The sequence below is a fragment of the Methylocystis rosea SV97 genome (assembly GCF_000372845.1).
Lineage (GTDB): Bacteria > Pseudomonadota > Alphaproteobacteria > Rhizobiales > Beijerinckiaceae > Methylocystis > Methylocystis rosea.
The window spans coordinates 2801250-2824733 of the sequence record NZ_KB889963.1 but is presented as its reverse complement, the minus strand read 5'-3'; the positions used below and the strand labels follow the sequence as shown (position 1 = coordinate 2824733).

At 63.2% G+C, this 23484-nt stretch carries 27 protein-coding genes; 14 read left to right on the top strand and 13 right to left on the bottom strand.

Annotated features, from left to right (window positions below):
- Window positions 1-27 precede the first annotated feature (27 nt).
- The gene (gene plsY / locus A3OO_RS0114960) at window positions 28-621 is read left to right on the top strand and encodes a glycerol-3-phosphate 1-O-acyltransferase PlsY (RefSeq protein WP_018408648.1); all 594 of its coding nucleotides are present in this window, start codon (window positions 28-30) and stop codon (window positions 619-621) included.
- Window positions 618-1886, top strand: coding sequence for a DNA-processing protein DprA (dprA, locus tag A3OO_RS0114955; protein ID WP_018408647.1), 1269 nt, complete (start codon window positions 618-620; stop codon window positions 1884-1886). Before plsY ends, dprA begins: the two co-directional genes overlap by 4 nt.
- Before the next feature lie 388 nt (window positions 1887-2274).
- Here dprA and ruvX read toward each other — a convergent pair whose 3' ends face one another.
- On the bottom strand, window positions 2275-2739 hold the full coding sequence (gene ruvX / locus A3OO_RS0114945; protein ID WP_018408645.1) for a Holliday junction resolvase RuvX: 465 nt from the start codon (window positions 2737-2739) through the stop codon (window positions 2275-2277).
- Between the two features lie 154 nt (window positions 2740-2893).
- On the opposite strand from ruvX, the gene gatC reads away from it, so the two are divergent.
- The 3 genes from gatC to A3OO_RS0114925 are packed head-to-tail and all read left to right on the top strand — an operon-like array spanning window position 2894 to window position 5107.
- Entirely contained in the window at window positions 2894-3181 is a 288-nt protein-coding gene (gatC, locus tag A3OO_RS0114935) for an Asp-tRNA(Asn)/Glu-tRNA(Gln) amidotransferase subunit GatC (protein ID WP_018408643.1), read from the top strand.
- A gap of 52 nt (window positions 3182-3233) precedes the next feature.
- Window positions 3234-4724: an Asp-tRNA(Asn)/Glu-tRNA(Gln) amidotransferase subunit GatA gene (gene gatA, locus A3OO_RS0114930; RefSeq protein ID WP_018408642.1), complete on the top strand. Its 1491-nt coding sequence runs from the start codon at window positions 3234-3236 to the stop codon at window positions 4722-4724.
- Window positions 4724-5107 carry a chorismate mutase gene (locus tag A3OO_RS0114925; protein ID WP_245257170.1) on the top strand — a complete coding sequence of 128 codons (384 nt, stop codon included), beginning with the start codon at window positions 4724-4726 and terminating at the stop codon, window positions 5105-5107. The genes gatA and A3OO_RS0114925 overlap by 1 nt, the downstream gene beginning before the upstream one ends.
- Here the strand turns inward: A3OO_RS0114925 and A3OO_RS0114920 are convergent.
- The gene (locus A3OO_RS0114920) at window positions 5074-5406 is read right to left on the bottom strand and encodes a hypothetical protein (RefSeq protein WP_018408640.1); all 333 of its coding nucleotides are present in this window, start codon (window positions 5404-5406) and stop codon (window positions 5074-5076) included. The two genes, A3OO_RS0114925 and A3OO_RS0114920, sit on opposite strands and share 34 nt — an antisense overlap.
- An 87-nt stretch (window positions 5407-5493) precedes the next feature.
- Here A3OO_RS0114920 and gatB point away from each other — a divergent pair, with 87 nt between their 5' ends.
- Window positions 5494-6963, top strand: coding sequence for an Asp-tRNA(Asn)/Glu-tRNA(Gln) amidotransferase subunit GatB (gene gatB, locus A3OO_RS0114915; protein WP_018408639.1), 1470 nt, complete (start codon window positions 5494-5496; stop codon window positions 6961-6963).
- Between the two features lie 676 nt (window positions 6964-7639).
- Window positions 7640-7927: a hypothetical protein gene (locus A3OO_RS0114900; RefSeq protein WP_018408636.1), complete on the top strand. Its 288-nt coding sequence runs from the start codon at window positions 7640-7642 to the stop codon at window positions 7925-7927.
- Between the two features lie 172 nt (window positions 7928-8099).
- On the opposite strand, the gene A3OO_RS0114895 is transcribed toward A3OO_RS0114900, so the two are convergent.
- Window positions 8100-8564: a hypothetical protein gene (locus A3OO_RS0114895; RefSeq protein WP_018408635.1), complete on the bottom strand. Its 465-nt coding sequence runs from the start codon at window positions 8562-8564 to the stop codon at window positions 8100-8102.
- A 126-nt stretch (window positions 8565-8690) separates the two neighbouring features.
- Here A3OO_RS0114895 and hemB point away from each other — a divergent pair, with 126 nt between their 5' ends.
- A complete protein-coding gene (gene hemB / locus A3OO_RS0114890) occupies window positions 8691-9716 on the top strand; it encodes a porphobilinogen synthase (protein WP_018408634.1) in 1026 nt (341 codons plus the stop codon).
- 30 nt (window positions 9717-9746) lie between these two features.
- Here hemB and A3OO_RS0114885 read toward each other — a convergent pair whose 3' ends face one another.
- A complete protein-coding gene (locus tag A3OO_RS0114885) occupies window positions 9747-10187 on the bottom strand; it encodes a PA2169 family four-helix-bundle protein (RefSeq protein ID WP_018408633.1) in 441 nt (146 codons plus the stop codon).
- 230 nt (window positions 10188-10417) lie between these two features.
- Between A3OO_RS0114885 and A3OO_RS0114880 the strand changes: the two genes are divergently transcribed.
- Together A3OO_RS0114880 and pyk are read left to right on the top strand one after the other, a co-directional pair.
- Window positions 10418-10837 carry a DUF1036 domain-containing protein gene (locus tag A3OO_RS0114880; protein WP_018408632.1) on the top strand — a complete coding sequence of 140 codons (420 nt, stop codon included), beginning with the start codon at window positions 10418-10420 and terminating at the stop codon, window positions 10835-10837.
- Between the two features lie 23 nt (window positions 10838-10860).
- Window positions 10861-12303, top strand: coding sequence for a pyruvate kinase (pyk, locus tag A3OO_RS0114875; RefSeq protein WP_018408631.1), 1443 nt, complete (start codon window positions 10861-10863; stop codon window positions 12301-12303).
- Here the strand turns inward: pyk and A3OO_RS0114870 are convergent.
- From A3OO_RS0114870 to A3OO_RS0114860, 3 genes are all read right to left on the bottom strand, one after another.
- Window positions 12300-12512 carry a cold-shock protein gene (locus tag A3OO_RS0114870; RefSeq protein WP_014893040.1) on the bottom strand — a complete coding sequence of 71 codons (213 nt, stop codon included), beginning with the start codon at window positions 12510-12512 and terminating at the stop codon, window positions 12300-12302. The two genes, pyk and A3OO_RS0114870, sit on opposite strands and share 4 nt — an antisense overlap.
- 186 nt (window positions 12513-12698) lie before the next feature.
- A complete protein-coding gene (locus tag A3OO_RS0114865; RefSeq protein ID WP_018408629.1) occupies window positions 12699-13178 on the bottom strand; it encodes a GNAT family N-acetyltransferase in 480 nt (159 codons plus the stop codon).
- Window positions 13175-13966 (bottom strand): inositol monophosphatase family protein, encoded by a 792-nt coding sequence (locus A3OO_RS0114860; protein WP_026223014.1) that lies wholly within the window; start codon window positions 13964-13966, stop codon window positions 13175-13177. Before A3OO_RS0114860 ends, A3OO_RS0114865 begins: the two co-directional genes overlap by 4 nt.
- Window positions 13967-14412: 446 nt before the next feature.
- Here A3OO_RS0114860 and rcdA point away from each other — a divergent pair, with 446 nt between their 5' ends.
- A complete protein-coding gene (rcdA, locus tag A3OO_RS0114855) occupies window positions 14413-14943 on the top strand; it encodes a protease adaptor protein RcdA (RefSeq protein WP_026223013.1) in 531 nt (176 codons plus the stop codon).
- A gap of 52 nt (window positions 14944-14995) precedes the next feature.
- On the opposite strand, the gene rpmE is transcribed toward rcdA, so the two are convergent.
- Window positions 14996-15226, bottom strand: a complete 231-nt coding sequence (gene rpmE, locus A3OO_RS0114850) for a 50S ribosomal protein L31 (protein ID WP_018408626.1) — start codon at window positions 15224-15226, stop codon at window positions 14996-14998.
- A 164-nt stretch (window positions 15227-15390) separates the two neighbouring features.
- Between rpmE and A3OO_RS0114845 the strand changes: the two genes are divergently transcribed.
- Window positions 15391-16326 carry a homocysteine S-methyltransferase family protein gene (locus A3OO_RS0114845; RefSeq protein ID WP_018408625.1) on the top strand — a complete coding sequence of 312 codons (936 nt, stop codon included), beginning with the start codon at window positions 15391-15393 and terminating at the stop codon, window positions 16324-16326.
- Between the two features lie 59 nt (window positions 16327-16385).
- Here A3OO_RS0114845 and cpdR read toward each other — a convergent pair whose 3' ends face one another.
- Complete coding sequence (gene cpdR, locus A3OO_RS0114840; RefSeq protein ID WP_026223012.1) at window positions 16386-16760, bottom strand: cell cycle two-component system response regulator CpdR; 375 nt, start codon at window positions 16758-16760, stop codon at window positions 16386-16388.
- 179 nt (window positions 16761-16939) lie between these two features.
- Between cpdR and A3OO_RS0114835 the strand changes: the two genes are divergently transcribed.
- Window positions 16940-17899, top strand: a complete 960-nt coding sequence (locus A3OO_RS0114835) for an N-formylglutamate amidohydrolase (protein WP_018408623.1) — start codon at window positions 16940-16942, stop codon at window positions 17897-17899.
- A gap of 33 nt (window positions 17900-17932) precedes the next feature.
- Window positions 17933-18745, top strand: coding sequence for a histidinol-phosphatase (gene hisN, locus A3OO_RS0114830; protein ID WP_018408622.1), 813 nt, complete (start codon window positions 17933-17935; stop codon window positions 18743-18745).
- Between the two features lie 47 nt (window positions 18746-18792).
- Here the strand turns inward: hisN and A3OO_RS0114825 are convergent, their stop codons facing one another.
- The 4 genes from A3OO_RS0114825 to A3OO_RS0114810 form a co-directional block, all read right to left on the bottom strand.
- Window positions 18793-19740, bottom strand: a complete 948-nt coding sequence (locus A3OO_RS0114825; RefSeq protein ID WP_018408621.1) for an alpha/beta fold hydrolase — start codon at window positions 19738-19740, stop codon at window positions 18793-18795.
- 78 nt (window positions 19741-19818) lie between these two features.
- The gene (locus A3OO_RS0114820; protein WP_245257169.1) at window positions 19819-20367 is read right to left on the bottom strand and encodes a TlpA family protein disulfide reductase; all 549 of its coding nucleotides are present in this window, start codon (window positions 20365-20367) and stop codon (window positions 19819-19821) included.
- 80 nt (window positions 20368-20447) lie between these two features.
- Window positions 20448-22874 carry a TonB-dependent receptor gene (locus tag A3OO_RS0114815; RefSeq protein WP_018408619.1) on the bottom strand — a complete coding sequence of 809 codons (2427 nt, stop codon included), beginning with the start codon at window positions 22872-22874 and terminating at the stop codon, window positions 20448-20450.
- A 60-nt stretch (window positions 22875-22934) separates the two neighbouring features.
- Complete coding sequence (locus A3OO_RS0114810) at window positions 22935-23309, bottom strand: DUF2946 family protein (protein ID WP_245257168.1); 375 nt, start codon at window positions 23307-23309, stop codon at window positions 22935-22937.
- Window positions 23310-23484 lie beyond the last annotated feature (175 nt).

Below are 23484 nucleotides of genomic sequence, written 5' to 3'. Positions count from 1 at the left end.
CTGTCGAGAAGTATCGCGTTTTCACGGATGAACTCCATCATTTACGACATCGTCGCCCTTGCGATCGGCTATTTGCTGGGCTCCATTCCCTTCGGTCTACTGCTCACGCGCGTCGCGGGCACGACGGACCTGCGGGCGATCGGCTCCGGCAATATCGGCGCAACCAATGTGTTGCGCACCGGTCGAAAGGACCTCGCGGCGGCGACGCTGCTCCTCGATGCCCTGAAAGGCGCGGCGGCGGCGCTCATCGGCGCCTCGCTTTCGCCCGAAGGGGGCATGATCGCCGGCCTGGCCGCTTTCATCGGCCACATTGCGCCGGTCTGGCTCCAGTTTAAGGGCGGTAAGGGCGTTGCGACGTTTCTCGGCGTGCTCTTCGGGCTCAGCTGGCCGGCGGCGCTGATTTTCTGCGCCGTCTGGCTCTCGGCGGCGGCGCTGTGGCGTTATTCGTCGCTGGGCGCGCTGACCGCGAGCGCGACGGCGCCATTGGTCCTGTTCATGCTCGGCCATCGAGCCGAAGCCTTTGTCGTGGCGGCGATGGCCGCAATCGTCTTCTATAGACATCGCGAGAATATCGCCCGTCTGCGCGCCGGCACCGAAACGCGCATAGGACAGAAGGCGTGACCGAGGCGTCGCCAGGGCGGCTGAGCGAAGAGCAGCTTGTCGACTGGCTCAGGCTCATCCGCAGCGAAAATGTCGGGCCGCGCACCTTCAGACAGCTCATCAATCGCTTCGGCGGCGCCGGCGCGGCGTTGGACGCGCTGCCGTCTCTTGCGGCGCGGTCCCTGCGCGGCCGGGTTATCCGCATCGCCACTCGTGAGGAAGCGTTGCGCGAGATCGAGGCGGCGCGCGTGCTCGGCGTTCGCTTCGCCACCACGGGCGATCCGGACTATCCGTCGCTGCTGCGGGAAATCGCCGACGCGCCGCCGCTCATCGCGATGCGCGGCGTTTCCTGGACCGCGCAGCGCGACGGCGTCGCGATTGTTGGTTCGCGCAACGCTTCAGCCGCGGGTCTCGCCTTCGCCGAACGGCTCGCGCGCAGCCTCGCGCTCGAGAATTACGTCATTGTCTCTGGCCTCGCGCGCGGCATCGACGCCGTCGCGCATCGCGCCACGCTCGAAACCGGCACGATCGCCGTGCTCGCCGGCGGCCATGCGCGACCGTATCCCGCCGAACATGCGCGGCTTGTCGAAGAGATCGCCGAGAGGGGACTGATCGTCTCTGAAATGCCCATCGAATGGGAGCCGCGCGGCCGCGATTTTCCGCGCCGAAATCGCATCATCTCCGGGCTCAGCCGCGCGACCATCGTCGTCGAGGCGGCGCGGCGTTCCGGCTCGCTGATCACGGCGCGTTTCGCCAATGAGCAGGGGCGAGAGGTCTTCGCGGTTCCGGGATCGCCGCTCGATCCGCGCGCCGAAGGCGTCAATGATCTCATCCGCCAAGGCGCGACGTTGTGTGCGCGCCCCGAGGACGTGATTTCGGTGCTTGCCGAGAATGCGGGGACCCCGCCGCGCAAGAATCTCTTTGACGACGGCTCTCTCGAAGGACAGGACACGCTGATCGACGAATTGGATCTTTTCGCCGGCCTCGATGGCGCGGCGTTTGAGGAGAGGGCTGCGCCGAAGCGATTCTCGCCGCCAAGCCCGCCTGCAGATTGCGTCGCTGATCTCGAGGGGCGCCCGCGAGGCGACGAGTCGCCTCAGCGCGATGCGCATGAGGTTGTACTGTCCCTGCTCGGGCCGGCGCCTATCGCGATCGACGATCTCATCCGTGTCGCCGGGCTGACGGCCCGCGAAGTGCAGGGAGTCCTCGTCGAACTCGACATCGAGGGGCGCGTGCAGCGTCACGGCGCCAGCAGCGTTTCCCTCGCGATCAACTATAAGTTGTAATTTATGCCGAGCGGTCGATTGGATAGCCGCCAAGCTCGCGCGCCCGCATATCCGCCTCGGCGCGGGCAAGATTCAAGAAATAGCAGAGCATGGGCATGTCGCAGCGACTGGCGAGTTTAGCCATTTCGTCTGACATATCAGCAATATATGACGCGATGGACGCCGCTTCCTGATTGGCTTTGGCAGTCGTCTGCGCAGTCGTTCCGCGGGGTTCATTGAAATCTTTCTGAGAAGCATCTGGCCGGGGCATCGCTGTCAGTCTCCACGGACCACGAGGCAGGTTATGAATAAGGTAAGCATCGGAGTTTCTTGTATTTTTTTTCCATTACGCCTATCCCGTGTCAAGAACAAAATTCTATCAAAAGTTGTAATGCTGCGATGGAGGCCGCTACAGACGTTTCAAACGGTCGAGCGCGCCCTGCAGGATATAGGCGGCCGCCATCCGGTCGACGACTTCGGCCCGTTTGGCGCGCGAGGCGTTCTGCGCGATCAATTCGCGCGTTACCGCCGCGGTCGACAGGCGCTCGTCCCAGAAGGCGAAGGGCAGGGACGCGAGCTTGGAAAGGTTTCGCATGAAGGCGCGCGTCGCCTGCGCGCGCGGCCCTTCCGTGCCGTCCATGTTGAGAGGCAGCCCGACCACCAGCGCGCAAATATCGAAATCGGCCGCGCGTTTGAGCAACGCGGCGGCGTCTGGAGAAAACTTCGCTCGCGCGATCGTATCAAGTGGCGACGCGAGCCGCCGCTCAACGTCCGAAAGCGCCAATCCGATGGTTTTGGTCCCGAGATCCAATCCCATTAGCCGGCCCTTAGGCGGCAGAAGCGCCGCCAGTTCTTCAAGGGTCGTCGCGCGCATGGTCACCGCGATTTCGCTAACACGCCGCCGCATTTCCGCAAACTCAGCGGGCTCCGCGCTTCGGCTTTTTGCCTCTACGATTGGCTTCGCAACATTGCGCCGCGAAAGGCCAAGCGCTATAGCGCCCGTCGAGACCTTTCTTGCGGAGCCCTAGATGTCCGTTGATTCCGCGACCGTCCGCCGGATCGCCCATCTCTCGCGTATCGCCATCGAAGACAGCGAGGTCGAGCGCCTTCGCGGCGAACTCAACGCCATCCTGGCTTTCGTGGAGACGTTGAGCGAGGTCGATGTCGAGGGCGTTGAGCCGTTGACCTCTGCCTTGCCGATGCAAATGAAGAAGCGCGCCGACGTCGTGACCGACGGCGGCATCGCCGATGAGATTCTCGCCAACGCGCCTTTGCGGGAGGATCATTATTTCGTCGTGCCCAAGGTGATCGAATAGCGCTTGTCGCGCCGGCGCCGCGCATGCGGCGGCCTCAGATATAAAGGGACAAATGTCCGACCCCACGCATCTTTCATTGGCCGAGGCGCGCGACGCGCTCAAATCCAAACAGCTTTCCGCCGTTGAACTGGCGCAGGCGCATATCGACGCTATCAGCAAATCGCGCGCGCTCAACTGCTTCATCACGGAGACGCCGGAGTTCGCGCTGGCGCAGGCGCAAGAGAGCGACGCGCGCATTGCGCGCGGCGACGCGCGACCGCTTGAAGGTCTGCCGCTCGGCATAAAGGATCTCTATTGCTCCAAAGGCGTGCGCACGACGGCGGGAAGTCGAATTCTCGACGACTTCACGCCGACATATGAATCGACAGTCTCGGCAAATCTGCTGCGCGACGGCGCGGCCATGCTCGGCAAGCTCAATCTCGACGAATTCGCGATGGGGTCGTCGAACGAAACGAGCGCCTTCGGCCCCGTAGTGTCGCCGTGGCGACGCGCTGCGGATCCCGACGCCAAGATCGTGCCGGGCGGTTCTTCGGGCGGCTCGTCGTCGGCGGTCGCCGCGCGTCTTTGCCTTGGCGCCACGGCGACAGATACAGGCGGCTCGATCCGTCAGCCCGCCGCTTTCACGGGCACTGTCGGCATCAAGCCGACCTATGGCCGCTGCTCGCGCTGGGGCATCGTCGCCTTCGCGTCGTCGCTGGATCAGGCGGGTCCGATAACGCGCACCGTGCGCGACGCAGCGATCATGCTCAGGTCGATGGCCGGCCATGATCCGAAAGACACGACCAGCGTTGACGCGCCTGTGCCGGACTACGAAGCCGCTGTCGGCGCCTCCGTGAAGGGACGCCGCATCGGCGTGCCGAAGGAATATCGCATCGACGGAATGTCGGCGGAGATCGCCGCTTTATGGGATGAGGGCGTTGCTTGGCTGAAGGACGCGGGCGCGGAGATCGTCGAGATCTCCCTGCCGCATACACGCTATGCCTTGCCCACATATTATATTATCGCGCCGGCAGAAGCGTCCTCCAATCTCGCGCGCTACGACGGCGTGCGTTACGGGTGTCGTGAGCAGGGCCGCGACGTCAGCGAAATGTACGAGAAGACGCGCGCGGCGGGCTTTGGTCCGGAGGTGCGGCGGCGCATTATGATCGGCACTTATGTGCTCTCCGCCGGCTATTACGACGCTTATTATGTCCGCGCGCAGAAAGTCCGCAGCCTGATCAAGCGCGACTTTGACGAAGCCTTTGCGTCCGGCGTCGACGCCGTCCTGACGCCGGCGACGCCTTCGACCGCCTTCGCGCAGGGAGAGAAGGGCTCGGCCGATCCCGTAGAAATGTATCTCAACGACGTGTTCACCGTTACAGTGAACATGGCCGGTCTTCCCGGCGTCGCCGTTCCGGGCGGTCTCGCCGCGAACGGTTTGCCGCTCGGGTTGCAGCTCATCGGCAAAGCATTCGACGAAGAGACGCTATTCTCTCTCGCCGCGGCGATCGAACGCGCGGCGCCGAAGATCGAACTTCCGCAGCCATGGTGGCGCGAGGGCTGATGATGACGACGCCGGGCGCTGAAAAGGACATTGCGGAACGCCCGCAGCAAGCGCTGCAGGACGAAATGTCCGACGTGCGTCGCTTGATCGACGAGCTGGACGAGGAGCTTGTGACGCTGCTTGCAAAGCGGCAGCGTCAAATCGAGCGGGCCGCCAGGATCAAACCTGCGCTGGGACTCCCTGCCAACGTGCCCGAGCGCGTCGAGGAAGTGTTGGCGCATGTGCTTGGCGCCGCGCGGCGCGAGGGACTGTCGGTCGAGGTCGCGATGACCCTGTGGCGCACGTTGATCGACTGGTCGATCTGCTACGAAGAGCGGCTCATGGGCGCTCGCGCGCTAAAGGGCGACTCTCAAGGATCGGCGGACGGCGACCGCTCTTCCTGATCGCCGTTGGGGGCCTTTGTCTTGACGCGGACGAAACCGTTGCGGATTGACCAGCGCAGGACCTTTAGCGACCACCAATGGAAACGGCGCGACAGCCTCTGAGCGCCCGGCGAGTGCGGGGCGAGGATCGCAAGGCCCAAAGGGAACATCCACACCCCGAAGACGGGAAGCGGCGCAAGAATGGTTCCGCCGAGGATCAGGCCGACGCCCACAGGAATGCTCACATAGCGGGGCGCGCCGCGCATGCGGGCCATGAGGCCTTTTCGGCGGCTGTCCTCAGAATTCGGTTCCGTGGCCATCTCGCCCGTTTCCCTCTGCTGCGCGCCGGCCGTTCCGCTCTAGCGAAGCGTGGTTTATATGGAAGGCGCAAGTTTAGCGAGGCGGATATGACGATACAGGCGGTTCCCAACAAGCTCATCAGCGGCGCAACCGGCGACTGGGAAGTCGTGATCGGCATGGAGATTCATGCGCAGGTGACGAGCAACGCCAAGCTCTTCTCCGGCGCTTCCGCGGAGTATGGCGGCGCGCCGAACAATCACGTCTCCCTGGTCGATGCGGCCATGCCGGGCATGCTGCCGGTCATCAACGAGGAATGCGTCAAACAGGCGATCCGCACAGGTCTTGGCTTAGAGGCCAAGATCAACCTGCGTTCGGTTTTCGACCGCAAGAACTATTTCTATCCCGACCTGCCGCAGGGCTACCAGATCTCTCAGTACAAGCATCCGATCGTCGGCGAAGGCGCCGTGATCGTCGACGTATCGCCGAGCGAGCGCATCACCGTGGGCATCGAGCGTCTGCATCTCGAGCAGGACGCCGGCAAGTCGCTGCATGATCTTTCGGCGACCGAAAGCCACGTCGATCTCAACCGCAGCGGCGTGGCGCTCATGGAGATCGTCTCCAAGCCCGACCTGCGTTCGGCGGAAGAGGCGCGCGCCTATGTTTCGAAGCTGCGGACGATCTTGCGCTACATCGGCTCCTGTGATGGCAACATGGAGCAGGGTTCGCTGCGCGCCGACGTCAACGTCTCCGTGCGCCGTCCCGGCGCGCCGCTCGGCACGCGTTGCGAAATCAAGAACGTCAACTCCATCCGCTTCATCGGCCAGGCGATTGAGGTCGAGGCGCGCCGACAGATCGGCATTCTCGAAGACGGCGGCGCGATCGCCCAGGAGACGCGGCTCTTCGATCCGGGCAGGGGAGAGACGCGCTCGATGCGCTCCAAGGAGGAAGCGCATGATTACCGGTACTTTCCCGATCCGGATTTGCTGCCGCTTGAGTTCGACCAGCCATATGTCGACGCGCTAAGGGCGCAATTGCCGGAGCTGCCCGACGCGAAGCGCGCGCGCTTTATCGATCAATACGGCCTGCCGCCTTACGACGCCGGCGTGCTTGTGATGGAGCGCGCGGCCGCCGACTATTTCGAGGAGACGGCGAAGGGACGCGACGCCAAGCTTGCGGCCAACTGGGTGATCAACGAGTTGTTCGGCCGTTTGAACAAGGAGGGGCTCGACGTCACGCGCTCGCCGGTGTCGGCGCCAGCTCTGGGCGCGATCATCGACCTCATCTCGCAGAATGTTATTTCCGGCAAGCTCGCCAAGGATCTTTTCGAGATCGTCTGGACGGAAGGCGGCGACCCCAAGGAGATCGTCGAAGCGCGCGGCATGAAGCAGGTGACCGACACGGGCGCCATCGAAGCCGCCGTCGACGCCGTCATCGCCGCCAATCCCGATAAGGTAGAGCAGGCGAAGGCGAAGCCAACAATGCTCGGCTGGTTCGTCGGACAGGTGATGAAGCAGACGGGCGGCAAGGCGAATCCGCAGTCGGTGAACGAGCTGCTCAAGCGCAAGTTGGGCGTCTGACACACGCCCGATCGTCGAAAAAACGAATCAGTTCACGACACGCGCTGCGCGATTCTTCTCCCAGCGAAGCTGTCGCGCGTCATTTTTTTTTGATCCGACCGCGCTGATCACAATTTTTTTTTCTCTCCGAATGCGCGACCTCGCGCGCGCCACAGAGGCGCGCGCGGTCGGCGCCGCCCGACGTCCTCCGTCTCTCCGCCGGCGTCGAGTCGCGCGACCGGCACAGGCGCGTTCCGCGGTTTTTCATCGTGTTCCGATAGATCGCGTCACGGACGAACTCGGGCAGAGTGCGCGCGTCGCAACTGTTCGCGGATACGAAAGCAAATCAAGTAATTGAACAGCAGGCGCGACTTGCGCCAAAGCGCGTGTCCGCACGTCTAGCGGCCTTCTCGGAGTGGATGTCGCCAACCGAATCCGCGCGCGGATCGTCGTTAATAAAACGCATGGCGCAAACCTGTCGCGATAGTCTCGCCGAAGCGTTTGCAAAGCAGCTTCGCGATCATTTTGCTTGTCGCGCGACCGCGCTCAACATGCCTCGTCATGCGTTGCGTTGATCACTTCTGCCCGCGCAGCACTTGAACGACTGCTTAACCGCGTTACGCTATTTGCGCGTATTGTCGGTGGACCATAGTTCCGGCAATTCGGATCAAGGGGACTTATTATGGCGAGAGCTACAATGAAGCGTAAGCCGGCCAAGAAGGCTGCGGCGAAGAAAGGTGCGCGTAAAACCGCAAGGAAGGCAGCGACGAAGAAGTCAGCGGCCAAGAAGGGCGCCCGCAAGGCTACGCGAAAAACCGCTGCGAAAAAGACGGCCCGCAAGGGCGTCCGCAAGGTGGCGACGAAAAAGCGCGGCGCCGTGAAGAAGGCCGGCGCCAAGAAGAGCACGCGCAAGGCTACCGCGAAGAAGCGTACGCCGCGCAAGGCGAAAACGCCAACCCCGCCAGCTGCGCCAGCGACCGCGTAAGCCGAGCGCCTCGCATGCGCGATCGGTCTTTCGCGTCATTGCGGCAGCGCTTCACGCACTCATCGCCCGGGGTCGCGCGTCCAGTGAGACGCATCCCGGGCGATAGCATTCACAGCTCACTGCTTTTTCGGCGCGTGCGAAGCGTCCGGCGCGGGTCAGCGGTTGAACGCGCCTAGCGCGTCAGGCATTGCGTCGCGAAATCGCGCCACATCGGCAAACCATCTTTCGACTCGCGTTTCATCCTGTCCCACTCCTCGGCGCAGGCCCGCATCTTCTCGCGCGGCGCGCGGGGAAGAGTGGGCGGCGGCTGGCTCGTATCGACCGCAGGCGGCGCTTGCGGCGGCGAAAGCGCATCGCCGCCGGGCGGCCGCGGAGTTTGCGGAGTGGGCTTCGCGCTCGGCGTCGGCGATACGACCGTTGGAGGTCGCGTTGCGCGGGGCTGCCGCGCCGGCTCCTGTGGAGGCGAGGGGGTTCTTTGCTTTTGCTGCGCCGGGGCGGAGCGCGCTCGAACCGGCGGCGTTGGCGTCGCCGGCTTGATCTGTGCGAGTGAGGCGCTCGCAGCGAGAAGCGCGCCGGCGGCGATCGCCGAAGCGCGCGCCAAGCGGCTCAGAGAAGAGTTGCGCGAGCCGATTTTCAATGGTTTTTCCTCGCGCAAGCACAATGGCCGTCTATCCTCTATAGCCTGAAGTCCGTTCCCCTCGAAAGCGGATGACGGTGATGACCGGGGGGGACGCATGCAGCGAGCCCAGAGAGCGGAGGCGCCATGAACGATGCACGAAAGCCCGTCGAAGCAGCAGCGCGGCTGAACCTGCTACAGCGCCCGCGTCGGAATCGGAAGAGCGAATGGGCGCGCCGTCTCGTCAGGGAAAACGCGCTTGAGGTCTCGGACCTCATCTGGCCCCTCTTCTTGATCGACGGGTCGGATCGACGCGAACCCGTATCCTCGATGCCGGGCGTGTTCCGTTACTCGGTCGACGCGGCGGTTGAAGCAATCGCCGAGGCGGCCGCGCTGGGCGTGCCCGCCGTTGCGCTCTTCCCCTATACCAATCCCGACCTGCGCGACGAGATCGCGAGCGCGGCGCTCGATCCCGAGAATCTCGTCTGCCGCGCCTGCCAGGCGATCAAGGGCGCCGTACCCGACATCGGCCTCATTACCGATGTCGCGCTCGATCCTTACACGAGCCACGGGCATGACGGCCTTCTCGTCGGCGACGAGATTGTCAACGACGCGACCGTCGCCGTGCTGGCGCGGCAGGCGGTCACCCAAGCGCGCGCAGGCGCGGACATCATTGCGCCCTCGGACATGATGGATGGACGCGTGGAAGCGATCCGCAACGCGCTCGACGCCGAAGGTTTCGAGAATGTTCAGATCATGAGCTACGCCGCGAAATATGCGTCGGCGTTTTACGGGCCGTTCCGCGATGCGATCGGCACCAGCAAGACGCTGAGAGGGGACAAGCGCACCTATCAGATGGACCCCGCCAATTCGGACGAAGCGCTGCGCGAAGTGGGTCTCGACCTTGAGCAGGGCGCGGATATGGTGATGGTGAAGCCGGGAATGCCGTATCTCGACATCGTGCGACGCGTCGTCGACGTCTATCGCGCGCCAACATTCGCCTACCAGGTGTCGGGCGAATACGCGATGATTACCGCGGCTGCGCAAAACGGCTGGATCGATGGCGAACGCGCCATGCTCGAAAGTCTACTCGCGTTCAAACGCGCCGGCGCCTCAGGCGTTCTGACCTATTTCGCGCTCAGCGCGGCGCGGGCGCTGCAAGGAAGAAAGTGACGCGTGCGTCACTTCCTTCCGAAGTCATCATCACGCGGCGTCGCGCAGGCTGCGTACACGGTCGTGGTTCTCCTTCACGCCCTGATACTGGCGCTGGACCATCGATCTGATCTCGGGAGGCAGGGGCTGCGCAATGGCCTGCTGATAGGCATCCTTGGCGGCGTCTTCGCCGCGCTCGACCTCCTCCAGCACCGCCTGTTCCGAGCGGCTTGTCAGTGCGGCCTTCAGATTTGTCCAAGCCCGGTGCACGGCGCCGGTCATTGAGCCGCTCTTCGAAGGTTCGCCGCCCAAGCTGACGATCTTCGATTCGAGCTCCTTCGCGCCTTCAGCGCAGCGCGCGGCCGCCGTTCGAAACACAGTCTTTAGCGTCGGATTTTCGACGTCTTCAGCCGCGGCCAGAAACCCTTGCTCGCCGTCACGACTGATTTCGGCAAGTTCATTCAACGTGGTGATGACTTCAGACTTTTCCATTTTCCTGCCTCCCGAGGACGCAAGCGCGTACGGGTCCTAAACAATAGCCCGATTGCTTTGTTCCGGCGGATTGCAGGGCGGACGCGTCGGTGGGATGGACGGGCGCGGAGAGACTCCGAGGCCGCGGGGTGGACAAAGACTCGCAAGCATGGTTTGCAGGACCGCCCGCTGCGCCGCTTTCGCGCGCGTCAGCGAGCTATCTTCAGCCCCCTCCAGGCCTCGCTAAAGATATGATTCGACGCGCCGTTCTTGTTGCCGCTCTAACGTTTTGCGCCGCCGGGCCGACCCGAGCGGATTTTCGTCTGTGCAACAACACGAGCGCGCGCGTCAGCGTCGCCATCGCGTATACCGACGGGCGCAACTGGTTGTCGGAGGGTTGGTGGAACCTTCGGCCGAGCGTTTGCGAAACGCTTCTGCGCGGTCCGCTCGCCGCCCAATATTATTATATCTACGCGATGGACGAGCGCGGCGGCGAATGGAAGGGCAAAGCGTTCATGTGCACGCGTGATCGGGAATTCCGCATCGACGGCCGAGAGGACTGTTTCGCGCGCGGTTTTGATCGAACCGGATTTTTCGAAATCGACACGGGACGGGACGCAAAGAGCTGGACGGTTCAGCTCACTGACCCCAACGCCGCTCCCGCGCAATAACTCAATTCAGGAACGGCTTCATCATGAGAAGGTCGCGGCGCGTCAAAATTATCGCAACGCTTGGTCCGGCGACGGTCGACAAAGCGGTCATCGCGGGGCTCGTGCGCGCCGGCGCCGACGTCTTCCGCATCAACATGAGCCACACGGATCATGCCGGCCTCGCCAGCTATGTTCGGATCATCCGCGAAATTGAGAACGATATCTCGCGCGCGATCGCCGTGCTCGTGGATCTCCAGGGCCCGAAGCTGCGAATCGGCGCCTTCGAGGAAGGCTCCGTGCATCTGCGCAAGGGCGACGTCTTCGTCTTCGACAGCGATCCCAAACCCGGCGACGCCACGCGCGTGCGCTTGCCGCATCCCGAGATTTTAGCGGCGCTCAAGGTTAATGATTCGATCCTCATAGACGATGGCCGCGTGCGGCTGCATGTCGTGGAAACATCTCCGGAGCGGGCGCACGCCGTCGTCGACGTCGCTGGGCGCCTCTCGAACCGCAAGGGCGTCAGCCTGCCCGACACCGAAATTCCGATCACCTCGATGACCAACAAGGATCGCGCCGATCTCGACGCCGCGCTCAAAGAGCGCGTCGACTGGGTTGCGATCTCCTTCGTCCAGCGTCCCGAAGACGTCCTTGAAGTGAAGCAGATTACGCAAGGCCGGGTGATGGTCATGGCGAAGATCGAGAAGCCTCAAGCGATTTCGAGGCTAGAGGAAGTGATCGAGGTTTCTGACGCGCTGATGGTGGCGCGCGGCGACCTGGGCGTCGAAGTGCCGCTCGAGCGGGTGCCTGGACTTCAAAAACGCATCAACCGTTCGGCGCGACGACTGGGCAAGCCGGTCGTCATCGCGACGCAGATGCTCGAGTCGATGATCCTGTCGCCCTTGCCGACGCGCGCCGAGGTGTCCGACGTCGCCACCGCCGTCTTTGAAGGCGCGGACGCCGTCATGCTCTCCGCCGAAAGCGCCGCGGGGCAATATCCGCATGAAGCCGTCGCCACCATGAGCCGGATCGCGGAAGAGGTCGAGACCGACGCGATCTACCGCTCGATCATCAACGCCCAGCGCGGCGAATTGCCTAACCCGACCTCAGCCGACGCCATCGCCGTCGCCGCCCGCGACGTGGCGCAAACGCTTCATTCGAAGGCGATCATCGCGTGGACGTCATCCGGCTCGACGGCGCTGCGTATCGCGCGCGAAAGGCCGCAATCGCCGATTCTCGCGCTCACGCCCAAGCGCGACACCGCCCGTCGCCTGGCGCTCGTCTGGGGCGTGCACGCGCTTGAGACGCGCGACGCCGTCGACATTGAAGATATGGTGGGCCGCGCCTGCGAATATTCGGAGAGCGAGGGGTTCGGCGGCCCCGGCGACCGGGTCATCATCGTCGCCGGCATGCCTTTCGGCACGCCGGGAGCGACAAACATGATCCGCATCGCACATCTGGGCGAGCAGCGCCAAGGCGGCGAAGTCTAATCCTGCAGTTGCAGCTTATCGGCGGAGGACCTGCCGCTACGCTTGTCCACGACAAGTTCGTAGGAAACCTTCTGGCCTTCAGCGAGGCTGTCGAGGCCTGCGCGCTCGACGGCGCTGATGTGAACGAAGACGTCCTGGCCGCCGGCGTCCGGCTGAATGAAGCCGAAGCCCTTTTGTGCGTTGAACCACTTTACGGCGCCTGTCGGCATGGCTTTTCCTTTCAAAATAGCGGGAACGCTGCGGATCGCTGCGTTCTTCTCAGTCAATCGAAGCTTGGGAAAGGTCAGGCGCCGCGCGTCTTGAGACGAGAGAGCAAGATCGTTCGGCCGAAACTCGAATGCGCGAATAATATTATAGGAGCGAACGCCCGATGAAAACCCGGCAGGCGAGAATTGTTATGCTCCCTGCGGCCGCCATTCCATCATGACGGTTTCGCGACCGGACAATGTGTTCGCGCCGCGCCCGACGCGCGAAAATCCGTCATGTTCGTAAAAGCGGATGGCGCGAGCGTTGTCCGCATTGACGTCCAGCCGAATAAGCCGTGGCGAGACATTTCGCGCCGCCGACAGCAGCGACGCGCCGAAGCCTGCGCCGAATCGATCCGGAGCGACGCAAATCTGATCGAGCCAGCCGTCCGCCGGATTGATCACGACGAAGCCTGCAAGCGTCGACTGAGCGTCAAACAGGCAGAGCGTCACCGATCCAGTCGCTTCCAACTCCCGAATGCGGCGTCGGAGCCAGTCGCGGCGCTCCTCAAAGTCGATCTCGGGATAGGTGACCCGCCAGGCGGCGACCCAAAGGTCGAGAATGAAGGGCCAGTCGCCGTCAACGCGCAGACGCAGATTCAGCGAAGCCTGTGCGGTCGGGGCGTTCATGCCTTCCTCATCAGATCGAGCAGCTGGCGGTGAATCGCCTCATTGCCTGCACAGATCTCGCCCTTGCCAAGCATGTCTGCGCCGCCTGAAAAGTCGCTGACGAAGCCGCCGGCTTCACGCACGAGCACGATTCCCGCCGCCACGTCCCAGGAGCTGATGCCCCGCTCCCAATAGCCGTCGAAACGCCCACAGGCGACCATCGCGAGATCGAGCGCGGCGGCGCCTAAGCGGCGAATATTGGCGATTTTTCCCATGCCGGCTGCAAGCTCGCGCTTGAAGGATTCATGGTCGCGGATCCGCGCCAGCGGCGGTATTCCGCAGGCCACCATGGACTCGCCGAGCGACCGGCGCGCCGCGACGCGCATGCGGCGATTGTTGAAATAGGCGCCCTGGCCCAGCTCAGCGACGAACATGTCATCGGTGGCGGGATTATAGACGAGGCCGGCGACGAGACGATCCTCGCGCTCCAGGCCGATAGAGATCGCGAAGACTGGAACGCCATGGAGGAAATTCGACGTGCCGTCGAGCGGGTCGATAATCCAGCGGTGGCTCTTGTCGGAACCTTCGACGACGCCGCCTTCCTCGAGAACGAAGCCATAGCCGGGGCGCGCCTTCGACAGCTCGTCGAACAGAGTCTTCTCGGCGCGCTTGTCGGCCGCGCTAACGAAATCGCCCGGACCTTTCACCGAAACTTGGAGGTTTTCGACCTCCCCGAAATCGCGTTTAAGGCCACGTCCCGCTTTCAGAGCGGCGGCGGTCATCACATTCATCAAGGCGGAGCGAATCATTTAAGAAGAGCCTAGGGGGAGGGTTGTGGGAGGTTCAACGCTTTTCGAGCGCGGCGGGCGCCCGGTGACGCATGCGGAGGGTTGTTCAAATGCGCCAGTTTTCGCCCTGGAGCCAGTCCCTTTTTCGGCTTTGCCGCCGCTTCGTCTCCATTGGCCAAAAACGCTCGACACAAGGGCAGCTTGGCGCGCGTTAACCTTAAATTAACGATTATCATGCAGCTTGAATGTGTCCCTAGGTGGGACCTTCGAGTGGCTTCTTCTCCACTCGTCCTTGATGCCTCCCTGTCAAGAAGCCTTGAGAGCCGCCCTTGCGGCTCTCTTTTTGCGTCCGGCGCCCCCGCCGCCCGTTAAGGTTAAGGAAAGGCTAAGCGCGCGCCCCTCGGTGCTCTGCGTTACAGTTCATGCCATCAGAGACGCAGACGCGTCGCATTTGCGTGAACGTTCGTATGGCTCGAGTCAAAGGCAGCGTGGGGGAGAAGCAGCCGGTCTCTTTCATAGAGAGACTGGCGGGATCCGAGGGCTTTAGCGCTCTATTTCGCGAGGGAATGAGCCTCGTCGAGGAGGCGGCCTTCTATCTCGACGGCGACGGACGTCTCGACGCGAAGACGCTGCCGCGGACCGAAGCTCTTGCCTATGCGGCTGAGAGCATGCGGCTGACTACAAGGCTGATGCAGATTGCGTCCTGGCTGTTGCTGCAGCGCGCTGTGAATCAGGGAGAGCTGACGCGCCATCAGGCGGCAAGCAACCGGCATCGCGTTAAGCTTCGTGAGCAGGAGCTGGCCTCGGCCCCCGACCTCTTCCAGCGCCTGCCGCTCCGTCTGCGCGAGCTGTCGCTGCAGTCGCTGCGCCTGCAAGCGCGGATAATCCACCTTGACCGGCTGATCCATGCGCTCGAGCCAGCGCTCGCCGCGCCGGCGCCAACACCCAGTCCGGTCGAAGCGCAGATCGCGAGACTGCGCGCCGCTTTCGCCCAGTGAGATCCTTCAGGCGAACCAACTGAAGGCGGCGGCTTCAACCGCCGCCTTCTCTTTATTTCTTGCCGAAAGAAAGATTTCCGAAGCGGGAGTTGAAGCGCGACAGGCGTCCGCCGCGGTCGAGCAGTTGCGTCGATCCGCCCGTCCAGGCCGGGTGCGTCTTCGGATCGATGTCGAGCTGCATCGTGTCCCCCGCCTTACCCCAGGTGGAACGGGTCGTAAATTCCGTGCCGTCGGTCATCACGACCTTGATCATGTGATATCCGGGGTGGATGTCCTTTTTCATAACGATGCATCCTTTTTGCGATGGAAACGACTGAAGACCCACGCCGCGGCGGCGCGGGGTCGGCCGTTCGAAACAAGCGAATTTGCTGGCGCTGATAACGCACTGCGGGCAAATGGGCAAGTTGGCCCCTTACGGCCGGGCGCCACAGGCGAGGAATACAGATAATGACCGGATACCGAGCCGATCTGCCGCAGCTGAAGCCTGGTCTCTTCGTCAGCGACGGGGGCATGGAGACGACGCTTATCTTTCATGAAGGCGTCGAGTTGCCGCATTTCGCGTCGTTTGTCCTGCTCGACAGTGAGGAGGGCCGGGCGCGACTCCGCGCCTATTACGAGCGCTACCTCGCGATCGCGCGGCGCCACGGACGCGGCTTGATTCTGGACAGTCCGACCTGGCGGGCGAATCCCGACTGGGGCGCGAAGATTGGCTATGACGCGGCAGGGTTGAAGCGCATCAATGAAGCATCGATCGCGCTTCTCGACGAGCTCCGGCGGACTTGGCAGACGGCCCAAACGCCAATCGTCGTCGCCGGCGTGATCGGGCCTCGCGGAGACGGCTACGCCGAAGGGCGCATGAGCGCCGTGGAAGCGGAAGACTATCACGCGCCGCAGATCGCCTCCTTCGCGCAAACGACCGCCGACATGGTCGCGGCCTACACTCTGAATTATGTCGAGGAGGCGATCGGGATCGCCCGCGCCGCCCGCGCGCTCGCCATGCCGTGCTCAATTTCCTTCACGGTGGAGACCGACGGCAAACTTATCGGCGGGCGGAGCTTGCGCGACGCGGTCGAGACGGTGGATCGCGAAACCGACGCAGCGCCTGCCTATTACATGATCAACTGCGCCCATCCGACGCATTTCGAGCAGGCGCTCTCCGCGGACGCGCCTTGGATAAGTCGGCTGCTCGGCGTCAAGGCCAACGCATCGACAAAAAGCCACGCCGAGCTGGACGAATCGGAGACGCTCGACTCTGGCGATCCCGTCGATCTCGGCCGCAGATATCGGAAATTGCGCGAGGCATATCCCGGCTTACGCATCCTCGGCGGATGCTGCGGGACGGACGACCGCCATGTCGCCGCGATCTGCGAAGCCTGCGCCTAGAGCGCGCTGCGCGATCTGCATTGGGCGATAAAGCCCAGATGCAGCGGGATCTAAAGCGCTCAGGCCGCAAGCATTCTGTGCACCTCGGTGACCAAATCCCGCAGATGGAACGGCTTGGAAAGGATTTTCGCCTGTCGCGGCGCGTGACTGTCCGGGTTGAGCGCCACGGCGGCGAAGCCGGTGATGAACATGACCCTGATGTCGGGATCCAGCTCGGTCGCGCGGCGGGCGAGTTCGATTCCATCCATCTCGGGCATGACGATGTCGGTCAGCAGGAGTTCGAAGGGCTCGACCCGAAGCTGATCGTAGGCGGAAAGCCCGTTATCGAATGACGTGACGGAAAAACCGGCCTGCTGCAAAGCCTTGACCAGGAAGCGCCGCATGTCGTTGTCGTCTTCCGCAAGCAGAATTCTCGCGGTCGGTCTATCGTTCATCGCCATCCTCGCGGGTTTTTAGCCATATCGCCCGAGCTTCGTAAATTTCAGGTGAAACCGGGGTGGCGCCGCGTTAACTTAGCGCCCAGTATAGCGCGACGCACCGTCCTTTTTGAGCTGATCCGCCACGCCGGCGCTCGTCTGAAGAGGCCATCGCGGCGCGGAAACGAGAAAAACGAATGAACGACGGCATGCGCGAGTGGCGCGAAACCAGTTTGACGGCGACGCCCTGCTGCGAACCGGAGTTTGAACGCGCCTTCGACATCATCGAGCCGGATGCGCTTGTTTCGCCGCTGGTCTTTTCCTCACCGCATTCGGGGCGGATCTATCCTGCGCGCTTTCTCGCCGCGACGCCGCTCGACGCGGCGACGCTGCGCCGTTCGGAAGACGCCTATGTCGACGATCTCTTCGCTTCGGCCTCATCCCTGGGAGCGCCTCTGCTGCGCGCGCGCTTTCCTCGCGCCTATCTCGATCTCAATCGCGAACCCTACGAACTCGACCCCAAGCTCTTCAACGGCGCTTTGCCGTCCTTCGCCAATACGCGCTCTCTGCGCGTCGCGGCCGGACTTGGCACGATCCCGCGCGTGGTCGCCGACGCGCGCGAGATCTATGCAAGCCGTCTCACCCTCGAGGAGGGCTTGCGGCGCATCGACAGCCTCTACAAGCCCTACCATGCGGCCTTGCGCGGCCTGATGGAGCGCGCCGCGTTGCGTTTCGGCGTCGCCGTGCTGATCGACTGCCATTCGATGCCTTCGACCGGCGCGCGCGACCCCTTGCTTTCGACGCGGGGCGACAAGCGGCGCATCGACTTCGTCATTGGCGACCGCTACGGCGCCAGCGCCTCCACCGGACTCGTCGACGTCGTCGAGGATCGGTTGCGCAGCCGCGGCTATCACGTCATGCGCAATCGGCCCTACGCGGGCGGTTTTATCACAGAGCATTACGGCAAGCCCGTCGGGGGCTGGCACGCGCTGCAGATCGAAGTGTCGCGTGGTCTTTACATGGACGAGTCTACGCTCCAGAAGAACGAGCGCTTCGACGCCGTCGCCCGCGACCTTGCGGACGTCATGGCGATGGTGGCGCGCCATGAAGACTTGACCGAGATTTTGGGCGGCGAGCGGCGGGCGGCGGCCGAATAGCCGGGCGCTCGAAGCGCCCCGCCGGGAGCTGGCATGACCGCCGTTGATTTCGATAAATTCGTTGAGCGCCTCGCCGACGTTTCGGCGGAAGCCATCATGCCCTTCTTCAGGACCGCGCTCGCCGCCGACGACAAGGCGCATGGCGGCGCGTTCGATCCCGTCACGGAAGCCGACCGCGGCGCCGAACTCGCCATGCGGCGGCTGATCGAGGCGACCTTTCCCGACCACGGGGTCTATGGCGAAGAATTCGGACAATTGCGCGAAAAGGCCGAATATGTCTGGGTTCTCGATCCGATCGACGGCACCAAGAGCTTCATCTGCGGCCTGCCGCTGTGGGGCACGCTGATCGGCCTCACGCATCGCGGGCGCCCTTGCTACGGCCTGATGAGCCAGCCGTTTACCCGAGAGCGGTTCTTCGGCGACGGCGAGGCCGCCTATTGGCGTGGGCCGGCGCGCGGGCCGGAGGGCGCGCGCGGCGTTCTTGAGACGCGCAAGATTGCCTCGCGCCACTGTTCAGAGCTCGCGCAGGCGACGCTGATGACGACATCGCCGTTGCTGATCGACCCGGCGCTGCGCGAGCATTTTCACCGCGTTGAGCGCGGGGCGCGGCTTTCCCGCTACGGCGGCGACTGCTACGCCTATTGCGCGCTTGCGGCCGGCCATGTCGACCTCGTCATCGAGACGAATTTGCAGCCCTACGACATCGTCGCGCTGATTCCCATCATCGAGGGCGCCGGGGGCGTCGTCACCAACTGGAGCGGCGGTCCGGCGGCGCTGGGCGGCGCCATCGTTGCGGCGGGCGACCCCGCGCTGCACGAACAGGCGTTGAAGCTGCTTAACGCTTAGATCAGTCTGCACTGCAGCGTGATTGGTCTCAATGTTTAGAGCACGCTCTATGAGACGCGCGCTTCGCCCGGAATGAAAGCGTCGAAGCCGCGCCAGAACTGACTGCGAAACTCGTCGCGCTCCATCATGAGTTCATGCTTGGCGCCGGGGACCATCGCGAGAACGCCGCTGTCGAGATTTTGAGCGAAACGCTCGATGGCGGCATTGGCCACGATCATCTCGCGCCCGCAGCCGAACATCAGAATTGTGGCCCGGATTCTTCGGGCATAGTCGGGCGATTCGAAGCCCCTCATGAGACGGAAGGCGGCGTTGACCCAGCCGATCGTCGGATCGCCGATCGCGAGTTGCGGCGCCGCCCTGAGAATCGCCGCGTTTCGTTCGAAGCGAACCGGATCTGTGGTCAGGAGATTGCCGTTGAAGGGCTTTTCGATAAAGGAGGCGCCGGTTCCGCCCGGAATGTACATGCCGCCCAGTCCGCACATGTCGAGCGTGTCAGCGAGCCAGCGTGAGGCGCGCGGAAACCGGAGATTGGCGAGATCAATCATGGGAGCGGTCAGCACGAAACGCTGAAACGGCGTTTTTCCTGCATGCGCCGCGTCCAGCAGGATAGCCGCGCCCATCGAATGGGCGAGAGCGAACCAGGGCCGCGGGCGGTCGCTCAACACCTGGGAGATGAAAACCTCCAGATCGCGTTGATACTGCGAGAAGTCGTCGATATGGCCCTTGCGCGGGTCGGCGAGCTCGCGTTCCGAGCCGGCCTGGCCGCGCCAATCGAGCGCCACCACGTCGAGGCGGCGACTGCGCAACTCCTCGATCGTCTCGAAATATTTTTCGATGAATTCATTGTGGCCCTGAAACAGCGCCACGGTGCCGCGCGCACTTCCGCCGCAGGGAAATGCGGCGGCGCGCAATCGCCGGCCGTCCCGCGTCTTCAGGGAGTAAACGGCGGCGCCCTCGGGGATCGGGTTGCCGGGCGACGCGACAAGTTCTCGCATGGGATCTCCTCGGCGCTTCAGAGCCGAATCTTCGCGCCAAGATAATGCATTTTGGCGACAAGGCCGAACGGCGCCGTTTCAATCGGCGCAGAAGGCGGCGAGACGCTGGGGTTCCGCGAAGTTCATTCTGCCGTTGACGATCGCGTCGACCCGTCCGGAAGCGCCGATCAGATAGTGCAGCGGGGTGACCACGCCGCCGTCGGCCGTGGCGCCGTAGAACGCTCGCGCGCTCTTTGCTTTCGCGACATCGGTTTTCGTGGAATCGCCGACGCGAAAAATCTTCCAGGGCAGGCCGTAGGTTTTGAACTTCGCCAGATCCTTGGGGTAGTCGCTTGCGCGCGCCGAGACGAAGACGATGTTCCAGCGATCCGGGCAGGCGGCGGCGATCGACTTGAAGCCTTTCATTTCGGCGAGACAATTCGGACACCAATATGCCCAAAGGCTCACGAGCGTCGGCCGACCGTTCGCCATCAGCGCGCGCAGATCGAGCGGCGCGCCATTTGCGCCCACGAGATCGACGTCGCCCAGGGAGGCCTTCATCTCGTCCTCGGTGACCGCGCGCGGCGCGTTCGCGCCGATGATCTCGGCATGCGCCGATGCAAGCGAAGCGCAGAGCAGAACGGTCAACGGAAGATTTCGCCGCATCATAAGCGCCCGGACGAAAGGCGGCGCAATAGCGCGCCGCCTTTGAAAATAGAGCGTCCCGGTCAGAACCTCACGGTCAGCCCGGCATAAAAGTTCCGACCCATGCCGGGCACCTGACGCACGTTCGCAAGACCCGCATTGCGTCCGAAGAGGAACGCATTGCGCGAATAGTTCGTCAAGTCGAACCCGCCAAGCGGCAGCGAGTAAAGCGCATCGGTGACATTGTCGACGCCAAGGTCGATGCGCATGTTGCTCCAGTCATAGGCGGCGCGGAGATTGAGCAGCGCATATGCCGGGGTCGTGAACTCGCCCTTGTTCGCCGACACGTGATCCTTGGGCGCGACGAGTTGCGTTTCAGCGGCCATGCTCAACCCGCCGATTTGGTGCTCGAGCGCAATGCGTGCATTGGCCGGCATCAGGTTCCAAAGACCGTCGCCCTTTTTGATCAGGAAGGACGCGACGGAGCACAAGCCGTTGCCAGGCAGACAATACTGCGGATTGCCGATGTCGAGATTTCGTCCATAAACGAAACTGACGACGCCCACCGCCTGCAGCCTGCCGTATTCGGGCGATTCATGCAGCTTCACTCTGCCCGAGCCGTCGACGCCATAGAGCTCCGCATTGAAATTGCGGAACTGCATGATCTGGAAAATATAGGAATTCGCCACCGGAAACGTGTTGAAGGTCCCGCCGGTTCTCGCGCCGTCGATATAGTTCTCGACATAGGTGTAGAAGGGCGAAATCCGCGCTTCCCAGTTGTTTGCGCCGGACATGTCGCGCCAAGCGCCGGTGAACGCGACATTGTGCGCCACTTCCGGCTTCAGATTGAGGTTGCCGGTATAGCCGTTGCCGTCGCCGAACCAGTTGAACATCGCCGTGAACGGGCCGGCGACCGGCCAAGTATAGCGTTCATAGAGATTGGGCGAGCGCGTCTTGCGCGAATAGCCGAACTCGTAAAGGCTTCCGGGTTCCGGCTCATAGCGCGCCAGAGCGGTCATGTCGAAATTGATGTCGGTGCGCGCGCGATTTTGCGCGTTGAAGATATTGACGGCCAAATTATTGGCGCGTGCGATCAGGGGCGAGTTGGGGAAGATAAAGGGCGTGTAGCTCTGACCAGGACCAGTGTCCATCCAGACGATGTCGTTACGCACGCCGATCAGGCTTGACCACTGCGTCGTCCAGCGGCGCTCCCATTCGGCATAGGTGCCAAACCGGTTGCGCTGGCCGCCGTTGATGTTCACATTCGCGAAGGGCCGGCTCAAACTGCCGGGCGGCGTGGCGAACCCCTGCGTGAAACCGGTGGGATCGGAAGGCCAGTAGTCCTGCAGTCGATAGCCATGGAACTCATTGCCGATGCGGAAGAGATCCTGATCGCTGTAAGGAATTTCCGCTTTTACCGAATAGCCGAAGTCGCGACCGAGCGCGATCATCGGGTGATTGAGCCAGAATCGGTCCTCCAAGAATCCCATCTTGTGGAAGACCTGATGCCAGTAGGCGCGCGCCTCCAGCGTGCCCCATTCGAAGGCGCCCTTGTAGAGAGCGTCCAGCGAATAGGAGCGATTGCGCGTCATATCCATGCGCTGGTTCGGAAAGCCCTGGTAGGGGATGTTCTGATAGGCGCCGCGGAAGGTGAACAGATGCCCTTCGTTCTGGTAGCCGAGCGTGACGGCGTGGTTCTCGGACATGAAGTTCGTTGAGAGAACTTTGTCGCCGTTGCCGCCGGCGTGATAATTCGTCGCCCGCTGCCAGGACCCGTTGTAGAGCAGGCTCCAATGGTCGTTGGCCATGTTGATGTTTGCTGAAACGCCGACGCCGTTGTTGTTGCCGCGGAAGAACGCGGAAACTGTTCCCGTCGCCAGCACTTCATTGTTGGGACCAAAGCGCAGCGTCCCGGGAACCGGCAGCGGCAGATAGGGAACAGGCGGGTAGGGACTTGCGGCGACGATCGGCGACACCGGCGCGCCGCCCGGACCGACGACCCCCGGCGCGATGACGGGAGTCGCAAACACCGGCGATTTCGGAGTGACCAGAATAGAGCCGCCGATCGAATCGCCGCCTTTGCTGACGGACGAGACCGCGGTCACGACTTCAACGCGGCCGATCGTGTTCGGATCCGTGTAGCTCAACGGCGAATTCATGTGATTGGCGCAGGAGGACGTGGCCTGCACGCCGCCGACGACAATCTTCAGGCGATCGTCGGCGAGGCCACGGATCGCCGGGAGGCCGGAAACGCCGCCGCCTGTCTGAACGCTCACGCCCGGCTGATGCTCGAGAAGCTTCGCAGTATCCGTTTCGGGAGGTTTTTCCTCCACGATTTCTTTTTGTGTGACGACCGTCTCGTTGGCCTTATCCAGCGGCGGCCTGGTCGGCGTCCCCTGCGCGGCGCCGACGACGATTTGCGGAAGAGAGACTTGGGCCTTGGCGGTCGCAAGCGAGGCCAGGATCAACGCGCAAGCGCTTGCGCCGCGCAGTAGGGCGGGACGGTACATTGGATGAGTTCTCCTGATCCGCCGGCGAACGGCGGTTGAAACGGTGCGTGTTGTGTTTCGTCAGGAGAGCGCGGGAGGCGCGCGCGAGCGCGTATCGCCGGGCCGGCGTCGTTCTCGCGGTTCGAAAAGCCAGGAGTCGAAATAGACAAGCGGGGTTGGCGGCTGTTCGAGCCTTGCGATCGGCGGCTTTTCGGAAAGGATCGGCGCCGCGGCGATCTGGCAGGCGCCGCAGTGCGCATGCCAGCCGTGCGCCGGCGCGCCCCTCGGCGCCGTCTCGTCCGCGGCGGCGTGACTCGTGACGCAGAACTCTTGCGTCGCCGACAGGGCCGCATGCGGCGCGATCGTCGCCTGCAACAATGCTGAAACGACGAACAGCGTCGCAGCAACAAACGCGCGCAGGCCTTTCCGCCTTGCGTTCGTCTTTGCTCTCGTCATTGAAGCCGGAGTCGCCATGCCGCCGCGCCCATTCATTTTGTGCAACTTAGCCGCTACGTTTTTCTCCGTTTCCCCCCGATCGGGAGGGTGGCGCCCGGCGTTTGCGTAAATTCTTGTCCTTGTTGCAGTTGCGCAACACAGACGCTAAGCTGCGATTGATTGACGCCCTGGTTTT

Excerpts from the sequence above, each read along its gene's own strand:
- gatB (WP_018408639.1), top strand. The coding sequence starts at position 5,494 with ATGACGATACAGGCGGTTCCCAACAAGCTCATCAGCGGCGCAACCGGC.
- A3OO_RS0114845 (WP_018408625.1), top strand. The coding sequence starts at position 15,391 with ATGACCGGATACCGAGCCGATCTGCCGCAGCTGAAGCCTGGTCTCTTC.
- A3OO_RS0114880 (WP_018408632.1), top strand. The coding sequence starts at position 10,418 with ATGATTCGACGCGCCGTTCTTGTTGCCGCTCTAACGTTTTGCGCCGCC.
- A3OO_RS0114835 (WP_018408623.1), top strand. The coding sequence starts at position 16,940 with ATGAACGACGGCATGCGCGAGTGGCGCGAAACCAGTTTGACGGCGACG.
- A3OO_RS0114815 (WP_018408619.1), bottom strand. The coding sequence starts at position 22,874 with ATGTACCGTCCCGCCCTACTGCGCGGCGCAAGCGCTTGCGCGTTGATC.
- hisN (WP_018408622.1), top strand. The coding sequence starts at position 17,933 with ATGACCGCCGTTGATTTCGATAAATTCGTTGAGCGCCTCGCCGACGTT.
- pyk (WP_018408631.1), top strand. The coding sequence starts at position 10,861 with ATGAGAAGGTCGCGGCGCGTCAAAATTATCGCAACGCTTGGTCCGGCG.
- A3OO_RS0114920 (WP_018408640.1), bottom strand. The coding sequence starts at position 5,406 with ATGGCCACGGAACCGAATTCTGAGGACAGCCGCCGAAAAGGCCTCATG.
- A3OO_RS0114865 (WP_018408629.1), bottom strand. The coding sequence starts at position 13,178 with ATGAACGCCCCGACCGCACAGGCTTCGCTGAATCTGCGTCTGCGCGTT.
- gatA (WP_018408642.1), top strand. The coding sequence starts at position 3,234 with ATGTCCGACCCCACGCATCTTTCATTGGCCGAGGCGCGCGACGCGCTC.
- A3OO_RS0114900 (WP_018408636.1), top strand. The coding sequence starts at position 7,640 with ATGAAGCGTAAGCCGGCCAAGAAGGCTGCGGCGAAGAAAGGTGCGCGT.
- A3OO_RS0114870 (WP_014893040.1), bottom strand. The coding sequence starts at position 12,512 with ATGCCGACAGGCGCCGTAAAGTGGTTCAACGCACAAAAGGGCTTCGGC.
- cpdR (WP_026223012.1), bottom strand. The coding sequence starts at position 16,760 with ATGAACGATAGACCGACCGCGAGAATTCTGCTTGCGGAAGACGACAAC.
- A3OO_RS0114860 (WP_026223014.1), bottom strand. The coding sequence starts at position 13,966 with ATGATTCGCTCCGCCTTGATGAATGTGATGACCGCCGCCGCTCTGAAA.
- gatC (WP_018408643.1), top strand. The coding sequence starts at position 2,894 with ATGTCCGTTGATTCCGCGACCGTCCGCCGGATCGCCCATCTCTCGCGT.
- hemB (WP_018408634.1), top strand. The coding sequence starts at position 8,691 with ATGAACGATGCACGAAAGCCCGTCGAAGCAGCAGCGCGGCTGAACCTG.
- A3OO_RS0114925 (WP_245257170.1), top strand. The coding sequence starts at position 4,724 with ATGATGACGACGCCGGGCGCTGAAAAGGACATTGCGGAACGCCCGCAG.
- rcdA (WP_026223013.1), top strand. The coding sequence starts at position 14,413 with ATGGCTCGAGTCAAAGGCAGCGTGGGGGAGAAGCAGCCGGTCTCTTTC.
- ruvX (WP_018408645.1), bottom strand. The coding sequence starts at position 2,739 with ATGCGCGCGACGACCCTTGAAGAACTGGCGGCGCTTCTGCCGCCTAAG.
- A3OO_RS0114825 (WP_018408621.1), bottom strand. The coding sequence starts at position 19,740 with ATGCGAGAACTTGTCGCGTCGCCCGGCAACCCGATCCCCGAGGGCGCC.
- A3OO_RS0114810 (WP_245257168.1), bottom strand. The coding sequence starts at position 23,309 with ATGACGAGAGCAAAGACGAACGCAAGGCGGAAAGGCCTGCGCGCGTTT.
- plsY (WP_018408648.1), top strand. The coding sequence starts at position 28 with ATGAACTCCATCATTTACGACATCGTCGCCCTTGCGATCGGCTATTTG.
- rpmE (WP_018408626.1), bottom strand. The coding sequence starts at position 15,226 with ATGAAAAAGGACATCCACCCCGGATATCACATGATCAAGGTCGTGATG.
- A3OO_RS0114885 (WP_018408633.1), bottom strand. The coding sequence starts at position 10,187 with ATGGAAAAGTCTGAAGTCATCACCACGTTGAATGAACTTGCCGAAATC.